Annotated in this window: 19 protein-coding genes; 4 read left to right on the top strand and 15 right to left on the bottom strand. The window is 50.1% G+C overall.

Going from position 1 to position 18,971, the window contains the following annotated elements; genetic code table 11:
* Positions 1-14: 14 nt before the first annotated feature.
* Together PHE17_RS01660 and PHE17_RS01655 are read left to right on the top strand one after the other, a co-directional pair.
* A complete protein-coding gene (locus PHE17_RS01660) occupies positions 15-2,333 on the top strand; it encodes a DUF262 domain-containing HNH endonuclease family protein (RefSeq protein WP_301014071.1) in 2,319 nt (772 codons plus the stop codon).
* A gap of 285 nt (positions 2,334-2,618) precedes the next feature.
* Positions 2,619-4,925 (top strand): DNA phosphorothioation-associated putative methyltransferase, encoded by a 2,307-nt coding sequence (locus PHE17_RS01655; protein WP_301014070.1) that lies wholly within the window; start codon positions 2,619-2,621, stop codon positions 4,923-4,925.
* A 28-nt stretch (positions 4,926-4,953) separates the two neighbouring features.
* On the opposite strand, the gene PHE17_RS01650 is transcribed toward PHE17_RS01655, so the two are convergent.
* Both PHE17_RS01650 and rimO read right to left on the bottom strand, forming a co-directional pair.
* Positions 4,954-6,642, bottom strand: coding sequence for an AAA family ATPase (locus tag PHE17_RS01650; RefSeq protein ID WP_301014069.1), 1,689 nt, complete (start codon positions 6,640-6,642; stop codon positions 4,954-4,956).
* Positions 6,643-6,742: 100 nt separating this feature from the next.
* On the bottom strand, positions 6,743-8,056 hold the full coding sequence (rimO, locus tag PHE17_RS01645) for a 30S ribosomal protein S12 methylthiotransferase RimO (protein ID WP_301014068.1): 1,314 nt from the start codon (positions 8,054-8,056) through the stop codon (positions 6,743-6,745).
* A 903-nt stretch (positions 8,057-8,959) separates the two neighbouring features.
* Between rimO and PHE17_RS01640 the strand changes: the two genes are divergently transcribed.
* The gene (locus tag PHE17_RS01640) at positions 8,960-9,877 is read left to right on the top strand and encodes a phosphoribulokinase (RefSeq protein ID WP_301014067.1); all 918 of its coding nucleotides are present in this window, start codon (positions 8,960-8,962) and stop codon (positions 9,875-9,877) included.
* Here PHE17_RS01640 and PHE17_RS01635 read toward each other — a convergent pair whose 3' ends face one another.
* Genes PHE17_RS01635 through PHE17_RS01625 form a run of 3 tightly spaced genes read right to left on the bottom strand, consistent with a single transcriptional unit; the run spans position 9,878 to position 11,898 of the window.
* On the bottom strand, positions 9,878-10,429 hold the full coding sequence (locus PHE17_RS01635) for an HD domain-containing protein (protein ID WP_301014066.1): 552 nt from the start codon (positions 10,427-10,429) through the stop codon (positions 9,878-9,880). It abuts the gene before it with no gap.
* Positions 10,430-10,441: 12 nt separating this feature from the next.
* Positions 10,442-10,858 carry an HIT domain-containing protein gene (locus tag PHE17_RS01630; protein WP_301014065.1) on the bottom strand — a complete coding sequence of 139 codons (417 nt, stop codon included), beginning with the start codon at positions 10,856-10,858 and terminating at the stop codon, positions 10,442-10,444.
* The gene (locus PHE17_RS01625; protein ID WP_301014064.1) at positions 10,855-11,898 is read right to left on the bottom strand and encodes a CDP-6-deoxy-delta-3,4-glucoseen reductase; all 1,044 of its coding nucleotides are present in this window, start codon (positions 11,896-11,898) and stop codon (positions 10,855-10,857) included. Before PHE17_RS01625 ends, PHE17_RS01630 begins: the two co-directional genes overlap by 4 nt.
* Before the next feature lie 113 nt (positions 11,899-12,011).
* On the opposite strand from PHE17_RS01625, the gene purT reads away from it, so the two are divergent.
* Positions 12,012-13,208 carry a formate-dependent phosphoribosylglycinamide formyltransferase gene (purT, locus tag PHE17_RS01620; RefSeq protein ID WP_301014063.1) on the top strand — a complete coding sequence of 399 codons (1,197 nt, stop codon included), beginning with the start codon at positions 12,012-12,014 and terminating at the stop codon, positions 13,206-13,208.
* Here the strand turns inward: purT and PHE17_RS01615 are convergent.
* The 10 genes from PHE17_RS01615 to PHE17_RS01570 all read right to left on the bottom strand — a co-directional run bounded on the left by PHE17_RS01615 (position 13,198) and on the right by PHE17_RS01570 (position 18,841).
* Positions 13,198-14,565, bottom strand: a complete 1,368-nt coding sequence (locus PHE17_RS01615; protein WP_301014062.1) for a radical SAM protein — start codon at positions 14,563-14,565, stop codon at positions 13,198-13,200. The genes purT and PHE17_RS01615 overlap by 11 nt on opposite strands.
* Complete coding sequence (locus tag PHE17_RS01610) at positions 14,558-15,256, bottom strand: prolipoprotein diacylglyceryl transferase family protein (RefSeq protein ID WP_301014061.1); 699 nt, start codon at positions 15,254-15,256, stop codon at positions 14,558-14,560. The genes PHE17_RS01615 and PHE17_RS01610 overlap by 8 nt, the downstream gene beginning before the upstream one ends.
* Positions 15,257-15,262: 6 nt before the next feature.
* Positions 15,263-15,586, bottom strand: a complete 324-nt coding sequence (locus PHE17_RS01605; protein ID WP_301014060.1) for a hypothetical protein — start codon at positions 15,584-15,586, stop codon at positions 15,263-15,265.
* A gap of 31 nt (positions 15,587-15,617) precedes the next feature.
* Complete coding sequence (locus PHE17_RS01600; RefSeq protein ID WP_301014059.1) at positions 15,618-15,809, bottom strand: hypothetical protein; 192 nt, start codon at positions 15,807-15,809, stop codon at positions 15,618-15,620.
* A 366-nt stretch (positions 15,810-16,175) separates the two neighbouring features.
* Entirely contained in the window at positions 16,176-16,916 is a 741-nt protein-coding gene (locus PHE17_RS01595) for a sterol desaturase family protein (RefSeq protein WP_301014058.1), read from the bottom strand.
* A 13-nt stretch (positions 16,917-16,929) separates the two neighbouring features.
* The gene (locus tag PHE17_RS01590; protein ID WP_301014057.1) at positions 16,930-17,472 is read right to left on the bottom strand and encodes an ankyrin repeat domain-containing protein; all 543 of its coding nucleotides are present in this window, start codon (positions 17,470-17,472) and stop codon (positions 16,930-16,932) included.
* A 251-nt stretch (positions 17,473-17,723) separates the two neighbouring features.
* Positions 17,724-18,035: a hypothetical protein gene (locus PHE17_RS01585; RefSeq protein WP_301014056.1), complete on the bottom strand. Its 312-nt coding sequence runs from the start codon at positions 18,033-18,035 to the stop codon at positions 17,724-17,726.
* Between the two features lie 11 nt (positions 18,036-18,046).
* A complete protein-coding gene (locus PHE17_RS01580) occupies positions 18,047-18,178 on the bottom strand; it encodes a hypothetical protein (RefSeq protein ID WP_301014055.1) in 132 nt (43 codons plus the stop codon).
* Positions 18,179-18,183: 5 nt separating this feature from the next.
* The gene (locus PHE17_RS01575; RefSeq protein ID WP_301014054.1) at positions 18,184-18,471 is read right to left on the bottom strand and encodes a hypothetical protein; all 288 of its coding nucleotides are present in this window, start codon (positions 18,469-18,471) and stop codon (positions 18,184-18,186) included.
* A complete protein-coding gene (locus tag PHE17_RS01570) occupies positions 18,461-18,841 on the bottom strand; it encodes a DUF2809 domain-containing protein (RefSeq protein ID WP_301014053.1) in 381 nt (126 codons plus the stop codon). The genes PHE17_RS01575 and PHE17_RS01570 overlap by 11 nt, the downstream gene beginning before the upstream one ends.
* Between the last annotated feature and the right edge of the window lie 130 nt (positions 18,842-18,971).

Genomic DNA, 18,971 nt, shown 5'->3' with positions numbered 1-18,971 from the left:
CAGGAATAGTAATAGTGGATATTAAAGATGTATTCAGTGCTCAACCAAAGAGCGTATGGGAATATTTATGCGAGCCTGGATTAGGACTGTATATTCCCGCATATCAAAGACATTATTCTTGGGATAAAAACAAAATATCTCGATTGATGGAAGATGCTTGTCATGGCTTTTCTATGTTAGTTGAGCGTGCTGATGCAATAACATTTATTGGAACAATAATTGCTATTCATGATACAGGTCTATCAACTGTTGAGCCAGCAGTTAAAGGTGAAGTTCCCGCAAAAGTTATGACTATAATTGATGGTCAACAACGTTTGTCGACTATTTTGCTTATTAACACTGTGTTGCATGAAGAAATAAAACTAGCCGCTAATAAACTAAATAAAGAAGATGATGCTCAGTATTGGCTTTATGAGGAATGTATAAAAGTTGTTACTCGATTAGGGAAAACTTTCGAGGAAGACACAAATCTTGGAGATGATTTATTTAAATTTTACCCTAGAATGATCCGAGCTTATGTTGATTCTTGGTCAAGAAGACAAAAAACAGCTTCTTATATTTCTCCAGTTGGCTATTATCTTCATGAATATGGCAATTATTCCCGCAACAATAACAACAACAGATTCAAGTATTTAGCACCGATTGCAAGTGCTGAACAAGTTAAGTATGATTTGTTAAAAAATGCTCGATTATCTATTCAGAAAATTATTAAGATAATAGCAAAAAATACCAAAAGTGATGAAAAACTAGAAATTCCAAAATTTGAATCTATTATAAAGTCAACTAACTTTCAAAATACTCTTCTTAATGCGGAAATCCCAGAAGCCGCTCAGAAAATATTAGAGTCTGAAAGTGATAAATCATATGAAGAGCTTTTAAGAATAGTATTTTTTGCTAATTTTGTGTTAGATAGAATTGCTATTACCATAGTAACAGCAAAAAATGAAGATTACGCATTTGATATGTTTGAATCTTTAAATACAACGGGTGAGCCACTCACGGCATTTGAAACTTTTAAACCAAGAGTTGTATATTCTGAAAAATTATCAGAATATAAAAACACTCCATCATATAATTATATAGAACAAATTGAAAATTACCTTGAAAGCTTCTCTGAATCAAAAGATAAGCAAGATGCAACAAGTCGCCTCATAATTTCTTTTGAGCTGGCAGAAAGAGGCAAAGGGCTATCAAAAAGACTAAGTGAGCAACGTCGATTTCTAAAAGACTCTTATGAAGAAATCGACTGTATTGATAGCAACGAGAGAAGAAACTTTCTTCGGCATTTATCTCATAGTGCTATTTTTATGAAAAAAGTTTGGACTGGTGATAAAAAAGAAAAACCTGATCTTTCTCCGATTAGCGATGACAAAACATCTCTTTGTGTAGACTTTCTTAAAAAATTAAACCACACTATTACCATAGGAATATTGGCCAGGTATTATTCTGAAGTTTTAAGTTCAACTTCAGAATGCAGAAATGAGGCCATTAGTGAATTTATTTCTGTAACAAAAGCCGTAACAGCATTTTCTATTTTATGGCGTTCCTCCAGAAAAACCACGGAAGGAATCGATTCAATTTATCGAGAGTTAATGTATTCTGGATATGAAAATACCAATAATGGAGTGATACTAAAACCACTTGCAAGATGTAGAAATAGTTGTGATTTACCTAAATCTCATTTGCTAAAAAAAGCTTTAGTTGATAAATTGAAAGAAAATGGTGGAATAATTTGCAAAGAAGAATGGATAAAGAAAATATTACGGATTCCCATTTATTCTACAAAAGGAATAGTTGCAAGATTTTTATTATTGGCATCAGCACATGATAATGTAGTGGACAAGGAAAATCCAGGATTAACTATAATAGGAAAACAAGGTGTTCTTCCATTGTTTAATTTAAGAACATGGGATGACGAATCTTCGCAAACAGTTGAGCATATTGCTCCACAAACAAAAAATGAGGGTTGGTTAGATAGTATTTATGAAGACCCTGATACTATAAATAAACTAGGTAATTTAACCTTGCTCCCACCTTCAGAAAACTCATCTTTAGGAAATGGTTCTTGGCAGAAAAAGAAATTATTCTATAAGGTATTGTCTGCGGATACGTTAGATGATCTAAATCAATTGCTTGCTAAAGCCAAGTTAGATGGAGTTAACATTTCAGGATTAACAGAAAAACTACTAGAAAACTCAAGTCATTTGCCGATGGTGAAATCAGTTGCTAATGTTGATGGTGATTGGACAAAAGAAATCATCGAAAGTAGAACAGTTAGAATTGCTGATTTAGCATGGCAACGCATTGCTCCTTGGTTAGATATTGAAGTTTGATTTGCAATGAATATTTTTGATCTGAATGCTTTAAGATCAATCCAAGGAAAACGAGTTAATAATGAGGTTTATTTCCATATAAATCTCATTAACTTCTCGTCTTTAAAAGATAAAATAAAGTTTTTTTCTTTTGTTGCAAATATAAAGGGAGTGAACCCTAATGTCATTAAAGTCAGCTTGATTGATGAATATTTTTCTTTGCTAGAATATGATGATTTTGAAAAGAACCATTTTCCAGAACTTAAAAAATCTATCAAGTTAAACTTGAATAATTTCAATAACTCTTTGTGCAATTATAATAACAACCCCCCCATCCTCCACCGCAAAGAACTCCTTCTCCCCCCCGATCACCCCGACATTCCCAAATTCGCCGCGCTTACCAAGCAACTCGAAGATGCCGGACTTTTTAAAGACTCCCGCAAAATCGGCTATAAAAAACAATGGGAAGAACGCCTCCGCAATGCAGGCTACAAAGTCGTTGATCACCAGCTAGTTAGGCTTGATGGAAGTGAAATAGCGCCGCCCGAAGTCATAGAAAAAACTTCCAAAACCGTCGAACGCCACCGCACCGCGCTAACCCGCTACGCCCTCTCCAAACCCATGCAACTCCTCGCCAAGCATGACTTTCTGGAAGGCCAACACACGATTTTCGACTACGGCTGTGGCAAAGGTAGCGACGTAGACATCCTGCGGCAAAACAACCTCATCGCCAACGGTTGGGATCCGCATTTCTGCCCCGACAACCCCAAACACACCGCTGATATTGTCAACCTCGGTTTCGTCATCAACGTGATCGAAGACAAAACCGAACGCATGGAAGCCGTGTTAGGCGCATACCAACTTTGCACCCAATTCCTGTGCGCTGCGGTCATGTTGGGCGAACAATCCACTGAACGCGGGCGTTTGTTCCGCGATGGCGTACTCACCAGCCGTAACACCTTCCAGCGCTATTACTCACAGGAAGAATTCCGCGAATACCTGCGCCGCGTCCTCGACGAAGACCCGGTAGCCGTCGGCCCCGGCGTGTTTTTCGTGTTCAAAGACAAAGACGCAGAACAGGCATTTCTGGAACGCCGTTACCGCAACCGCAGTACGGCTAATCGCCTGATCAGCCAAATTCCAAAAGCCCCCAAAGCGCCGAAAGCGGCACGCCCGACCAAAACAGAAAAAGAACAGGCGTTTTACCAGCAACACGCCGACTTGCTAGATGCCTTATGGTTGTGTTGGCTTGAACTCGGTCGCCCACCTCAAGAAGATGAGTTTTCACAAATTGCCGCTGTAAAAGAGCTATTCGGCACATGGCAACGCGGCTTGAACTTCTTGCAACGTTTCCACGGCAATGACACCCTGAAACTTGCCTTCGATAGCCGCCGCGAAGACCTGACCGTTTATTTTGCCATGCGCCGTTTCGATCAGCAGCGCGTTTACCGTCATTTACCCGAAAGCCTCAAACGGGACGTGAAAGCCTTTTTCAATAGCTACCCGCTTGCCCAAACCGAAGGCGAACGTTTGCTATTTTCCGCAGGCAACCCAACGCTAATTCGCCAGATGTGCCAACAAGCTGCGAACCAAGGTTACGGTTATTTAGATGCTGAAGGTTCACTGACCTTCCACACCTCACAGGTAGTGTTGTTGCCGCCGATCCTGCGCGTTTACATCAGTTGCGCCACTTTTGTCTTTGGTGACGTGACTTCTGCTGATTTACTGAAAATCCATGCTGAATCCGGCAAGCTGTCGCTGATGAAATACGACGACTTTGAAGGGCTAGCTTTACCGCGCTTGTTGGAGCGTATCAAAATCAGCCTCGTCAACCAGCGTTTTGAGTATTACAAATACGGGGAAACCTACGCGCCGACCTATCTCTACCTGAAAGCGCGTTTCCTCACGTCGGATTATCCACATTACGCTGAACAAGTCGCTTTTGACCAAGCTTTATCAGCACACCCTGAGTTTGATTTAGAAGGTTATGGAATGCCTCCCGAACAGTTTGATGCGACCTTGCAACGCTTGCGCTTAGAAGTGGTGGGATTTGAGCTGCAAACCTCACACCACACACCAACGTTGGATGCCCCTTGCGGTCAATATCACACCTTCCGTGACTTCATCGAATGCGGTGAAACCCAAGCCAAAACAGGCTTACCTAACCTGCCGAAGCAAACCGAAACCTATAACGCTTTAGCCGCACTTGCCCTGCAAGTCGTTGACCCGGTAATGGATTACTTCGGTGGTATCGAACTTACTTACGGCTTTTGTTCACCTGAATTAGCCAAACACATAAACGGCAGAATTGACCCCAAACGCGACCAACACGCTGCCCACGAACTCAATTCCCGTGGCAACCTGATTTGTGAACGCAAAGGTGCAGCTTGTGACTTTATTGTGCCGGATGAGAACATGCTGGAAGTGGCGCAATGGATTGTGCAAAACACCCCGTTCGACCGCCTGTATTTCTACGGCAACGACAAACCGCTACACGTCAGCTACGGCGAAGAACACAGCGGGGCAATTGTCTTGATGTTGCCGGGAAAAAGTGGGCGGTTAGTGCCGAAGGTAATCCCAATAAGTACATTCCTATTAATACCATCGCGCTAAAACGGCTTATGCGGTTGCGCCGGTGACACTACTGTATTTTCACGACCTCAACCCGCTCCCCATCCGCTATCAGCACCCACGCACTGAGCTTGGGCAGTACGGCAATTTCCGGTAGCTGCAAATAGCCTTGCACCTGCCCGATGCCTTCTTGCCGTTTGGCTTCCCAAGCCTTTTCCCCCTCGCCTTTCTTGGCGTATTTCAGTTCGATCAGGTGTTGGTGTTTGACCGCATAGGGGCTGCGCTCCATCAGCAGAATGTCGGGGTATTTATGGTGCATTTCCCGCTCGCTTTGGATGAAGTACACCGGGGATTGGTACAGCAGCGTCAACACCAAGGTTTTGATGTGCTTTTCGTCCATCTTCATGAAATCGCGGTTCGACAGCAATGGCAGCACCCGTTGCATTTCGGTTGCCAAGGGCTGGATGTCATCATGCAGAGCCAAGGCTTCCACCGCTTGCAACAAGGCACGGTCGGGGATGCTGACCTCGTTGCGGCGCTCCAACTCGACCTTAAAATACTGGAAGTACAGTTCTTGGATGGCGTGGTTGGGGATGCCGAACACTTCGCCGGACAAGGTATCGCCCTGCAATGAGACAAAGCCCATGTAGGCTAACAGACTGATAAAGTCGTCACGGTCAAAACCTTTGTCGAAGTCGAATTTGCGGCGTTGCGTGGCGGTCACTTCGCCGGTGTTGATGATTTCATCCAAGACCGCAAAATTGTTGTCACGGTCGCCGATGCCGAACAGCCCCATGATCTTGCCGTAATCCGAGGCGATATTTTCATCCAGCATCCGCTTGGGGTAACTGCAATCCCCTATACGGAAATTCTTCAGGAAATACAGCACCATATTGGGGTTGTACATGGTTTCTGCCGCCCGTGCGTTGAAACGGTAGCCGTTGTACCAGCGCCGCACATCCGCCATCAGAACATCGCCATCAAGCTGGCAAGACTTCACCAGCGGTTGTAACAACATTTCCACCTCGCTTGGGGTGAAACCCATCACGCTGTTGAAATCTTCGTGCAGGGAAATGTTTTCGCTGATGTTGAAGCCGCTGGTCATGCTGTCGAGCATTAGCGGCGTGACCCCGGTGATGAAGAAACGGTCTACCGTACCCGTCAGGGTCGCAGTCTTAATGGTTTCATAGAAGCTGCGTACAAAGCCACCTTTGCCGACCACACTTTGGAACAGCTTGAGGTCGTGCGGGAGGATGGCATTAGCGAAGTGGTCGTATTCGTCGATCAGCAGCAGGATTTTTTGCCCGTCCACAATGTTAAAGAATGTTTCCATTTTCTCATGAGGGGCGGACACTTGGCTGATGCTGGTGATGGCTGCGGGTGGGTAGGCATATTTTTCCAAGGTGCGCTGCAAGGCCAGCCCGACCTTGTGGCTGAACGAATGGTAAATACTTTCAGGGGAATCGGTGGCAATCCCGCTGAATTCCATGAACAGCACGGGGTAGCTGTTTTTGAGCGGGGTCGGGTGCTGCCCAATGTGCAAGTTGCCAAACAGCGCATCAAAGTCATCACGGTGCTGCACGTCGTAATAGTGCCACAGCGTCGATAGGAACAGGCTTTTCCCGAAACGGCGCGGGCGCAGCAACATCTGGTAGCTGCCTGCTGCTTCCAGCTTGGCGATGTAATCCGTCTTGTCGATGTAGGTGTAACCTTGGGTTATCACCTTTTTGAAATTGCTTTCACCGTAGGGGAGTTTCATGGCTGTTCCTAAATGCTCGCGGTATAGGAATCATAGCACAAGGAAAATCCTCTTCCGCCAATGCCGTTTGCCCGCTGACGCAAGCCATGTCATCTAATGGTTACACTACCTCGCCCCACAAATCATGCTCATCCGCGTGGGTAATGCGCACCTTGGCAAATTCGCCAACTGGCAGTTCCGTGCCTTCAATGATGACCTGCCCGTCGATTTCGGGCGCATCGCGGTAGCTGCGGGCAATGCTTTGGCCTTCGTCGGCTTCATCCACCAGCACGGTTAGGGTTTTGCCAATCATGTGGCTGAGTTTAGCGGCACTGATTTCGGCTTGCACTTCCATGAAACGTTCCAGCCGCTCTTCCTTTTCGTCTTCGGGCACTGCACCGGGCAAGGCATTGGCTTCCGCGCCATTGACGGCGGAGTAAGTGAATGCGCCCACGCGGTCGAGTTCGGCTTCTTGCAGGAAATCCAGCAGGGTTTCAAAGTCCTCTTCGGTTTCACCGGGGAAGCCGACGATGAAGGTACTGCGCACAGCAATATCCGGGCAGGTTTCCCGCCAACTTTGCAGACGTTCCAGCACTTTTTCGGCATGTGCGGGGCGGCGCATGTCCTTTAATACGGAAGGGCTGGCGTGTTGGAAAGGTATGTCCAAATACGGCAGGATTTTGCCTTCCGCCATCAGTGGAATCAGGTTGTCCACGTGCGGGTAGGGGTAAACGTAATGCAGGCGCGTCCACACGCCCATTTCGCCCAAGGCTTCCGCCAACTGCTGGGAATGGGTTTTCACCGGACGCCCCTTCCAGAAACCCGTGCGGTATTTCACATCAATACCGTAAGCGCTGGTGTCTTGCGAAATCACCAACAATTCGCGCACCCCGGCATTCACCAGATTTTCGGCTTCCTGCAATACATCGCCAATCGGGCGCGACACCAGATCACCGCGCAGTGAAGGGATGATGCAGAACGAGCAGCGGTGGTTACAGCCTTCCGAAATCTTCAGGTAAGCGTAATGGCGCGGGGTCAGGCGTACCCCTTGCGGCGGGATCAGGTCGCTGTACGGGTCATGCAGCGGCGGTAAATGCGCATGGACAGATTGCATCACCGCCTCATAAGCATGAGGGCCGGTGACAGCCAAGACATTGGGATAAGCGTCCAGTACCGTGGCAGCGTTTGCGCCCAGACAACCCGTGACAATCACTTTGCCGTTTTCATCCAGCGCTTCGCCGATGGCTTCCAGCGATTCTTCTACCGCCGAATCAATAAAACCGCAGGTGTTGACCACCACCAAATCGGCTTCGTCGTAACTGCTGCTGATGGCATAACCTTCGGCACGCAGTTGGGTAAGGATGCGCTCGGAATCAACCAGTGCCTTAGGGCAACCGAGACTGACAAAACCGACACGGGGCTGGACTTGTTTCATACAGGAAAGGGTACATAAGCTACAAAGGGGGTTAATCATAGCTTATCCACAAGAAATATGCCCATAGTGTGAAATACCCCCAACCACACTACATCTTGTGTCAAGCATTTGCTGACGGCTAGGAATGTTATGCACATGCCCCTAGATGTAGGAACGCAGTTGCGTCAAGGAATAGCCTGACCCTGAAAAAAACTGCTTGAGTTTTGTAACTGCATGATTGGCAATGGATAATTAATGAGATTAATATTTGCACAATCTGGGCTAAGCCCTTGTTTGTGGGGTACTGTGCAGCACCTTCCACACAGTTGCGCACACTTTTATCCACAGAGTTTGTGCATAAGTCAGTAACTGCATGATTACAAAATAGTTACAGGATCATCAGCCAAGATTATCTGTCAGCGGGGTTTACGGGGCTGGGGGAAAAGCGGGAATGATCGGCAGCTTTACGATAAATGTGTTCTATCCAACAAAAATCTACGGGTAGTAGGGCAAGTATCAGACACCGACACAACATCTAGATGGGGAAAGGCATTTTCCACACCACTTATCCACAATTTGTGTTTTATTACCAGATGCTACGCAGCACCGCAACCACACTGCCAAAAAGCACCAAAATTAAGATAACCTATTGATTCAATTGAAAAACAATATTGTTTGTTTATTGTGCACTTAGGATAAGCCTTTGTAAAACAAGCCTTGTTACCGTTTCTTCCGCAAACAATCCACACAGTTATCCACAGAAACTGGGGATAAAATCCATAAATAGTGGATTACAACAGAAATTCTGACCCACCTTGCCCGCCGCTAGCCCCTATCAAAAGGCATATACAGACCGTAAGTTGCATTCGTTAGAATGTTGTTGGATTGCGCATTCACATTCTGATTCTAAGAGGAGAGGATCCCATGTCAAAGAAACACCCAGTTATTGCTGTCACAGGTTCATCCGGGGCGGGCACGACGTTCGTAAAGCGTGCGTTTGAACACATTTTCTACCGCGAAAACATCACTGCAACGGTCGTCGAAGGCGACAGTTTCCACGGCGTTACCCGCAGCGAATTCAAGCAACGCTCTGCCGTAGAGCCGAACTTCAGCCACTTTGGCCCAGAAGCCAACGATTTCCACGCACTTGAAGCCCTGTTTAAGAGCTACGGTGAATCCGGGGTCGGCAAGAAGCGCTATTACCTGCACAATGATAGTGAAGCGGTTTTCCACCAAAAGCGTTTGGCAGATGCGGGCGTAACTTGTGCAGCAGGTTCGGGTGAATTCACCCCTTGGGAAGATACTGAAAGCAATTCCGACATCCTGTTCTACGAAGGTCTGCACGGTCTGGTGCAAGACATCACCGCAGACAAGCGCTACGGTGGCTATGACGTGGCACAGTACGTCGACCTAGGGATCGGGGTTGTACCCAGCGTTAACTTGGAATGGATCCAGAAAATCGCCCGTGACCACTCCGAGCGCGGCTATTCACCGGAAGCAACCGTTGACACCATCATGCGCCGGATGCCGGATTACATTAACCATATCACCCCGCAGTTCTCACGCACGCACATCAACTTCCAGCGTGTACCGACCGTGGATACGTCCAATCCCTTCATCGCACGCGACATCCCTTCACCGGATGAAAGTTTCGTGATCATCCGTTTCGCTGACCCGAAAGCCTTCAATGTGGATTTCCCTTACCTGCTGGCGATGATCCACGATTCCTTCATGTCACGCCGTAACAGCATTGTGGTTCCGGGCGGCAAGATGGTGTTGGCAATGGAACTGATCCTCAACCCGATCATCCATGACATGATCGAGGCGAAAAACAAGCTGTAATTACGGCGCGTAACGCCAAATGTGTTCTGCCAGCCGCTGCGCTAATGCGGGGCTGGCTGTTCCCAGCATTTCCAGAATCATCCATGCCTGTGTACGGTAGGCTTGCGTTTTCGCTCCCGACCAGTGGGGTGGGACGTATTGCAAGTTACTGGTGCGGTCAGCCAATTTCACCAGCCACACTTCACGCGGTTGCTGGCAAATGCGCATCAGGCTATCCGCCATCTGCTCCCCTTTTGGTAAGGTGCTATCCTTACTCAACGCACTGACACCTTCCGCCACCGCCTGCCCGAAAGTTTCCACCAATTCCGCGAAAGTGACGGGCGTGTCTTCCAGCGTGTCGTGCAACAAAGCGCACTGGATGGCGAGATCACCGTCATATTCGGGGTGATGCTGCAAAGCGTGGATCACTTCTATCGCCACCGCAGCGGGGTGGTTGCTGTATTCGTAAACGATACCGGGTTGCGGGCCTTTATAAGTCTGCCCGCGATGGGCGAGGCACGCAAAGTCCCACGCCTGTATGTACGCATCCTGCGACCAATTGGTTTTCTGCATATTTTCCATCCTTCATCGGTGTAATACCTGACACATTGTTTGAAGGCGTTGTGCGGCAACGGCGGGTTCATACGCTTGAGGTACGAACTTTCCCCACACCGGGGCAGGCCATGCCGCATCCGTTTGGAAACGGGCGATATGATGCAAGTGCAACTGCGGAACCATGTTTCCTAGCGACGCGATATTGAGTTTGTCAGGCTCATACAAGTGTAATAACGCCCGACTGATTTGGTCTGATTCCACCCACAATTGATTGCGCTCATCTTGACTTAACTCATGAATCTCGCGGATTTCCCCCCGGCGTGGAACCAGTATAAACCACGGGTAACGCGCCTCATCCATCAGCAATACCCTGCACAGCGGCAAATCACTGACGAAATGTGTGTCTTTCGCCAGTTGCGGGTGTAACACGAAACCCGTGCCGCTCATGACTGGTTTTCCTGCATGACTTTGAGCGTGTCGGGGCTGTATTCAAACGAATCGAAAAACAATTGTGCTTCCGGCAAACCTTGTGCCAAAAACGCGGCTTTGGCGGCTTGCACCATTGGCGGCGGGCCACTCAAGTAAACGTCATAGCCAGACATATCCGGGAAATCGGCAGCAGCAGCGGCATGTACCCAACCCGTGCGCCCTTCCCACTGGTCGTCGGCGTGTGGCGCGGACAACACTGGCACGTAAGTCAGTTGCGGATGCTTGGCAACCCAGCTACGCACCACACTATCCATATACAAGTCCTCTTTTGCCCGCACGCCCCAATACAGGTGTACCGGCTTATCCAGCCCTTGCGCCATCAGTTGTTCCAGCATCCCTTTCAATGGGGCAAAGCCCGTACCGCCGCCGATCAAAATCAGCGGGCGCTTGGAATCATGGATGTAGAAACTGCCCAACGGGCCTTCGATGCGCAGGATGGCCTTTTCCTGCATTTCGTTGAACACGTAGCCAGTAAATTGCCCACCCGGTACGTGACGGACATGCAATTCGAGATACTGGTCATCACTGGGCGCATTCGCCAGCGAGAAACCACGCCGTTTGCCGTCTTTCAGCAGGATGTCGATGTATTGTCCCGCAAGGAAGCGCAGGCGTTCGGATTCCGGCATTTTCAGGGTCAGTTCCATCACGTCATCCGCCAGCTTGCGCATCTTTTCCACCCGTGTTGGCAAAACTTTAACTTCGATGTCGGGCGCAGCAGCACTGAGTTGCGGCATATCCAGCGTCACATCGCCGTCAGCACACGCCATGCACAGGAAGGTTTTACCGTTTTCCTGATCGGCGGCGGCTAAACCTTTAGGTGCGCCATTGGGGTAATACACACCCCCACTAAGCACGGTGGCAGCGCACGAACCGCAGAATCCGCCCCGGCAACCGTAGGTTAACGCCACGCCTTGGCGCAGCCCTGCTTCCAGAATGAGTTCGTTTTCTTCTGCCTGAAATGTGTGCCCAGAGGGTTGTACTATTACCGTGTAAGCCATGCCTGTCGTCCTTCCAAATAGGGTAAATAATTGTGTGGCTGGATTTTAACGCGCCGGGGCGGCTTGTGCTATTCTCCAGAATTTTCCCGTACCTGTTGCCCCGGAGGACTCAAATGCGCATCGGAACCCCGCTTTCCCCATCCGCCACCCGTGTGATGCTGCTCGGCAGCGGTGAACTCGGCAAGGAAGTCATCATCGCCCTGCAACGCCTCGGCGTGGAAGTCATCGCGGTTGACCGTTACCCGAACGCGCCGGGGCATCAGGTTGCGCACCGTTTCCACAGCATCAACATGGCAGACCCGGCAGCGTTACGCGCCTTGGTGGAAGCCGAAAAACCGCAGTTGATCGTGCCGGAAATCGAAGCGATTGCCACCGACGAACTCGCCGCGATTGAAGCCGCCGGACTTGCCGAAGTGATCCCCACTGCCCGCGCTGCGCAATTGACCATGAACCGCGAAGGCATCCGCCGTTTGGCTGCGGAAGAATTGGGTTTACCGACTTCGCGTTACCATTTCGCTTCCAGCTTGGCTGAAATGCAAGCGGCGGCAGACGACGTGGGCTACCCGTGTTTCGTCAAACCCGTGATGTCCTCCTCCGGCAAAGGCCAATCCATGCTCAAAAGCGCGGATGAGGTAGAAGCCGCTTGGGAATACGCGCTGTCCGCAGGCCGCGTCAATCACGGGCGCGTGATCGTGGAAGAGTGCATCCACTTCGACTACGAAATCACCTTGTTGACGGTACGCGCTCGCGGCGCAAACGGCGAAATCGAAACCCACTACTGCGCCCCCATCGGGCATCGGCAGGTCAAAGGCGATTATGTCGAAAGCTGGCAGTCACAACCGATGACCGACAGCGCATTGGCAAAAGCGCAGGACATCGCCGAAAAAATCACGGCTAACCTCGGCGGACGCGGTTTGTTCGGGGTGGAATTGTTCGTCAAGGGCGATGACGTGTGGTTCTCAGAAGTCAGCCCACGCCCGCACGACACCGGCATGGTCACGATGGCAACCCAGTTCCAAAACGAATTCGAGTTACACGCCCGTGCCATTTTGGGCTTGCCGGTCAATACCGCGCTGCATTCCACGGGTGCAAGTGCGGTAATTTACGGCGGGGCGGATGCGCTGGGCATTGCCTTTGACGGCGTGGCAGAAGCCTTACAAGTGCCGGAAACAGACATCCGTTTATTCGGCAAGCCAGAATCCTTCACCCGCAGGCGCATGGGCGTAGCATTGGCTCGCGGCAAAGATACCGACGAAGCACGGGCGCGGGCGGCGGAAGCAGCAAGCCGCGTGAAACCCGTTACCCTCTGACTTTATCGCGGTAGAACAAATTCCACGTATCAAACGGGTATATTTTCCCGTTTGGTTCGACGAAATGCGTGCAAGAACGTTTCACCGAACCCAGATCAAAGTCGTATTTGTCCATAAACGCCATGATCACGATGCGGAACACGTTGTCGTAAGTCAGCCCTTCGCTTTGGATGCGCGGCAGGCAACACAGCATGGTTTGCAGGTTTTCCGTAGTCTGTTCGCTACACGCATCCAGTGAAAACAGTTTCAGAAAAGCGTCTTTCAGACCCGCACTTTTTTCAAAGGTAATGGTGTTATCCACGCCTTTGAGCAGCTCTTCACGCGGTAACAAGCCTGTCACGGGCACAATTTCCCCACCCAGCTTGATACCGTAACCGATGGAAATGTTTTCCGGGTGACAGGGCAGCGGGATCATGTCTTCATCGCCAAACGGGTTATCCGCTTCGACAATACGGGTGCGGATTTCGCTCAAGGTAATCCGATTCACTGGCTCGTCGCCGTCGTTGCGCCCAGCGTCTTGCACTGGCTGGAAGGTAATGCCGCGCACACATTTCCATTGCTGGGCAAACTGGATAATTTCGCCGATTTCATCGTCATTCACACCCTTGCGGATCACGCACACTAGTGTGGTGGAAATATTGTGCTGCTCCAGTTTTTCCAAGGCTTGCTGACGAATCTTGCGCATATCCTGCCCGCGCAAGTTTTGCAGAGCTTCTACCTTGAGTGAGTCGAATTGCAGGTAAACCTCGAAACCCGGTTTGAGGGTCGCGAGTTCTTCCACCAAATGCGGGTCGCGGGCAATGCGGATGCCGTTGGTATTGAGCATCAAGTGGCGGATCGGGCTGGCTTTGAGACGGCGCAGGATGTCCATCAATTGCGGGTGCAAGGTCGGTTCGCCACCGGAAACTTGCACCAGATCGGGTTGCTGTTCGCTCGCCAACAGGGTTTGCAGCATAGTTTCGATCTCTTCCATGCTGCGCGGATTGCCCATGCCGGGTGCGGAGTTTGCGAAACACACTGGGCAGTGCATATTGCATTCGTCGATGATTTCAAACAGCGCCAGACAGGAATGCTGTTCGTGGTCGGGGCATAAGCCGCAATCGTGCGGGCAACCTTGCTTGATTTCGGTCTGGAAGGCTTGCGGCATGTCGCCGGGTTTCAGGTATTCCTTGCAGCGCTTGTAATACGCAATGTCGGTGGAAATCAGCATCTTTTGCACGCCGTGTTCCGCGCAACGTTTCTGGTAATACACATTGCCGTGCTGGAACAGGATTTTGGCAGGCACAACCGCGAGGCATTCCTCACACAGCGATTGGGTCTGACCGTAGAAGATGTAGGGGCGGGCTTTGTTACCCATGATTCTGACTCCGGTTGAGCATGAACAGCGCGTAAACGATCAGCGCCAGACTGATCCACTGGAACAGGTTCAGACCTGCCAGCACGGGTGGATAGGGCTTGATGAATTCCCACGCGAAACGTTGCCCTGCATACACCAGCACGAACACGTAAAACCCTTGCCGTTGCCAGAAAGCAGGCTGACGGGGGTAACTGACCAGCAACACGGCAAGGAGGGCGAACATGGTAAAGGTTTCATACAATTGCACCGGATGGCGTCGAATGCCATCGCCGAAATCCACACCCCACGGCAGGCTGGTTTCCGTGCCGTAAGTAAAATCGGGCAATCCGGCGAGGAAGCAACCAATACGCCCGACCGCAATTAGCATGATCAGGCCGGGGACAAAATACAGCCCGGTCGACTGGCGGATTCCGGCAAAATGCTTGAAGGTTTCCGCCGCTACGATTGCACCGAATACGCCGCCCAACATGCTTTTGGCAACCCCGCTTTGCCCCGCCAGATGCAGGTTCAGCGTGCCAAACAGCGTGCTACCCGCCACCAGCCCGAACAGCAAAGCCAGCAGGTAGTAATGGTGTTGCGATGGCTGCGTGATCCCCGCCGGACGTGCCAGCCCGACCTTACGCCGAAACCAGAAACTCACCAGCACACTGCTTGCCAGCGCCAGCAAATCAAACACAAAGTGGATAATCACACTGGTTTACCCCGCAATGCGCATACTACCACCCATATTATCGAGCATGATGCAGCCACCCGTTGCCAGCAGCGGAATGCCAATGGCGGCGACCGCAACCAACAACAGCAGTTCGGAGGCCGGTTTATCCTTGCGTGCAAAATGCCGCGCGGTTTTGAATAGCAGAAAACCTTCCGCCAGCACCACCAAGCCATTCCAGCCAACAGCCAGCGGCGCATCCATTGCCGTTAGCAGCAGAAAACCGCCGAACAGCAGCAAAACCAGCACGCCAACCGACCACAACAGCCAGAACACGATGCTCCAACCCAAGGAATAAGTATTTTCAGGCATATCAACGGCTCACGGGTTATGTTAGCCCAAATCAAGGCTTGGCTGCTGGGCAAGGGGCAAACTCGCAATGTGGGCCAGTACGACCTACCGCACTGCCATCGGGGCACATTTTGGCTTCTTGGGTGCAAGCAATCCCACCACCGGGAGGCAGAGGGTTACTTGCGTAACAACCTACCAATGTTGAAAAAAGCAGCGCCAACAGGCCAGAAAAGAGATATTTCATGTTCACATTCCTTCTCGGTTAAACATTGTTATCAATACAGATTGAACCAGATCATCGGCGATAATGGCATACTTGAACCGTAAAAGTTATGGGTAGTTGGGCAGGCACACCCGCTAATCGCCTTGCATATCCAGCCAATACACCACTCCACATCCCGCCGCATACACCAGCACATCGTGGAAACTGAAGCTCGTCCCCACCACCACCCGCGCCCAGCCCGTCAGTTGCAGCACATCCGCCAGCCGGAACAACTGCGTGGGCGGAAGGCCGAGTTTTTACGCTGCTTCACAGACCGTAGTGGGCTTATTCGTGTACCTTGAACGGAATTTTGGCTTTTTTCGCGAGGTTGATGACTAGGGTCATGGATTAATTTCCTGCACTGGTTTTATGCACATCGCGGCATAACAGCATATCAGTTAACCGCTCGCTTTTTTCGGAATCGAACCCCAAATCCAGTCGCCGTTCCTCTGGATTGCACGATGTCCCGAACAACCCATCCCATACTGGCAAGCCGTAGTTTTGCGCATGATGCCCGCGTTCGTGATGGACTGTGTGCATTTCCGGGCGTTGGATGAAATAGCCCAACCATCGTGGAGTACACATGTCACTATGCAAAAACAAATCAAATGTCCCAGTAATCAATAGCGCGATTGCCGCCGCCAGCGGGCTTGCCCCCAACACAACATAGCTGGAAAACGCACTGATCAGCACTGCCGCTGCGGTATCGAGTGGGTGCGCATAGAATGCGGTTAACGCTTCCACCCGTCTGGCACTGTGATGCAATTGGTGAAACACCCGCCACAGCAGATCAGAGTAATGGGTTGCCCGATGCCACCAGTAGAATACAAAACTGGTCAGCAAAAAACTTAAAATACCAACCATTACATCGGGTAATACCTCGCTAGCGTTGAAGAGCGCATTTTCCCGAATCACATCTGCCATCACATACCCGATGAACAGAGTGATAACAACCGTAGCAACACCCAGTGAGCTTGCCATAATTAACCAACGGCGGTCACAGTGGTTGCGTGACGCGGGCGCGATGACTTCGCGGGTGAATATCCCGATAAATAACAAAGCGATGATGGGATAGACGTATATTTCCATAGTGAACTCTATTTCACTGGTACATTTCGGGGTGGCGCATCGGGTCAACCGATTCCATCAGTTTCATCTCTTCCAGCGGGCGATTGGTGCATTCGCCAGCCGTTTCCGCACCTTGCAGCAGGGCAATGATTTTGGGGTTGCCGACCTCCTTGGCCACATCCACTGGATTTTCATTGCCGCAGCCGTCGGGTGTCTGGAAATCCTTGCTGGGGCGATTGGTTGTTGCGCCGTATTTGAGCAACAACGCCACCATGTCGGGGTTGTTGGCGGTAATGGCGATACGCAGCGGGCTTTCTCCCATGTGGTCGTAAGCATTGGGGCTGATGCCGGATTTCAGCAGGCACTCGGCATCCGCCAACTTGCCGGAACGGATAGCGTAACCCAACGGCGGGCCGAGGAATTGCTCGTCTTCCTTACTGTAGGTTTGCAAGATGGGACAGGGGGCACGATTAGCGGCAGAATTAATGTCTGGCTTTGTCGGTGTACTGTTGCAAGCGGGAAGCAGGCTGGCAGCAATGAGCAGGATTGCGAGGGTGATGCTGCGTATCGGTTGCATATTGTTATCTATCCTTGTTGAATTAAGCTCATATTATAGGTTTGATTATTCATGGCATCGCACCTTATCGTGCCGTTTTTTTACGAAGCTCGCCATGAGTTCTAACCTTTCCTTTCATCACATAGCCGTGGGTTGCGCCACTAACCGCAGTTGCTTGAGTTTCCTCGTCCAACTCTGGTTCTGGTATCACGTGGCAGGTGTAAGTTGCACCTTGTTTTTTCGGCAGTGTTGCGTCAGCAAGGTTTTTTTGATCATGATCTCCTTCCCGTATAGTTGACATAAAAATACTTGGCGAATATTCCAATAGGCAGTAATAGCAATGACCATAACAGGGTAAAAACTAGCGTTAGCGGTGCGATAGAAAGCACACCAACCTCAAGTTCAAGGTTTAACACCATTGCTGTCAAAATGGATAGGGTAACGCATAGTACTACCATCCGGTAAGGCGGCAGCGCGTAAGCCTTGGGCAGCAGTTTCCACGCTAACCACCAAAACAGCAGGCAAGGGATGCTACCAACTGCTATCAAAACAACCATAAAGAGCAAAACCAGCAGGATTTCCATTCATCAGCCTCTTATCGCCCATAATCCTGAAACGGTGATGGTACACGCCAGCCAATCGCTTTCACCGGAATTTCCTCCCCATTCACCACAAGGTTATCCTCGTGCCAAGCCAAAGAGACAAACCGTTCATACAGCATGACCACGAATATCACCATGCCTGCAATAACACAGGTACACCCGCCAGCATTGCAGGCAAACAGTGCAGTAACACAGTTTCATCTACAGCCACCTCCGGCATGTGTTTCCGCAAACGCGCCCACGTTTCCAGCCCAATGATGCCAACCGCAGGCGGGAACAGGTATTGCGCAAGCGTGCTATCCCATGCGTAGCCAGTTAGCCATAACAGCCATTGGAACAACCCCAGTAGCAGTGTGAAATACAACAGCCAGTGCTCACGGGTTTGTTTTACGTCAGCAATCACGTTCTTATCGGTCACATTTATCACCGACCTCTCTCCCGCGACTATCCACCCAATACACCACTCCACATCCCGCCGCATACATCAGCACATCGTGGAAACTGAAGCTCGTCCCCACCACTACCCGCGCCCAGCCCGTCAGTTGCAGCACATCGGCAATGCGAAAATATTGCGCCACTTCCACAACCACCGAGAACGCAAAGATACCGATTGCCAACCGTTTCGGGTCGAAGTCGTAAACCGCTTTCAACAGGCAATACAGCAGGATTACCACCAGAAAATCACCGAAATAGGCGCGGATGAAATGGTAGTTGTTGAGTTTGGTGGCAATGATAACTTCCACGATGAATAGCGCGATGGCTACCAAGGCATATTTAACGTTCATCATGCGGGCTCTGTACACGACAAAAACCATAACCAATTGATTTTATAAGCCTGACCTTGAAAGGTTGAAAGCCCGCCGAGGATCTGCTCCACTCTCAGCGACCAAGCAGGAGAGTGTCATGGATTTGAACGAC

Origin of the sequence: Thiothrix sp., from assembly GCF_028714775.1 — a bacterium.
In the GTDB taxonomy this organism is placed as follows: Bacteria; Pseudomonadota; Gammaproteobacteria; order Thiotrichales; family Thiotrichaceae; genus Thiothrix.
This window is presented reverse-complemented; position numbering and strand designations above follow the sequence as displayed.

Bases quoted from the DNA above. Each gene is read 5' to 3' on its own strand.
- PHE17_RS01650 (WP_301014069.1), bottom strand. From the start codon at position 6,642: ATGAAACTCCCCTACGGTGAAAGCAATTTCAAAAAGGTGATAACCCAA.
- rimO (WP_301014068.1), bottom strand. From the start codon at position 8,056: ATGAAACAAGTCCAGCCCCGTGTCGGTTTTGTCAGTCTCGGTTGCCCT.
- PHE17_RS01640 (WP_301014067.1), top strand. From the start codon at position 8,960: ATGTCAAAGAAACACCCAGTTATTGCTGTCACAGGTTCATCCGGGGCG.
- PHE17_RS01635 (WP_301014066.1), bottom strand. From the start codon at position 10,429: ATGCAGAAAACCAATTGGTCGCAGGATGCGTACATACAGGCGTGGGAC.
- PHE17_RS01630 (WP_301014065.1), bottom strand. From the start codon at position 10,858: ATGAGCGGCACGGGTTTCGTGTTACACCCGCAACTGGCGAAAGACACA.
- PHE17_RS01625 (WP_301014064.1), bottom strand. From the start codon at position 11,898: ATGGCTTACACGGTAATAGTACAACCCTCTGGGCACACATTTCAGGCA.
- purT (WP_301014063.1), top strand. From the start codon at position 12,012: ATGCGCATCGGAACCCCGCTTTCCCCATCCGCCACCCGTGTGATGCTG.
- PHE17_RS01615 (WP_301014062.1), bottom strand. From the start codon at position 14,565: ATGGGTAACAAAGCCCGCCCCTACATCTTCTACGGTCAGACCCAATCG.
- PHE17_RS01605 (WP_301014060.1), bottom strand. From the start codon at position 15,586: ATGCCTGAAAATACTTATTCCTTGGGTTGGAGCATCGTGTTCTGGCTG.
- PHE17_RS01600 (WP_301014059.1), bottom strand. From the start codon at position 15,809: ATGAAATATCTCTTTTCTGGCCTGTTGGCGCTGCTTTTTTCAACATTG.
- PHE17_RS01595 (WP_301014058.1), bottom strand. From the start codon at position 16,916: ATGGAAATATACGTCTATCCCATCATCGCTTTGTTATTTATCGGGATA.
- PHE17_RS01590 (WP_301014057.1), bottom strand. From the start codon at position 17,472: ATGCAACCGATACGCAGCATCACCCTCGCAATCCTGCTCATTGCTGCC.
- PHE17_RS01585 (WP_301014056.1), bottom strand. From the start codon at position 18,035: ATGGAAATCCTGCTGGTTTTGCTCTTTATGGTTGTTTTGATAGCAGTT.
- PHE17_RS01570 (WP_301014053.1), bottom strand. From the start codon at position 18,841: ATGATGAACGTTAAATATGCCTTGGTAGCCATCGCGCTATTCATCGTG.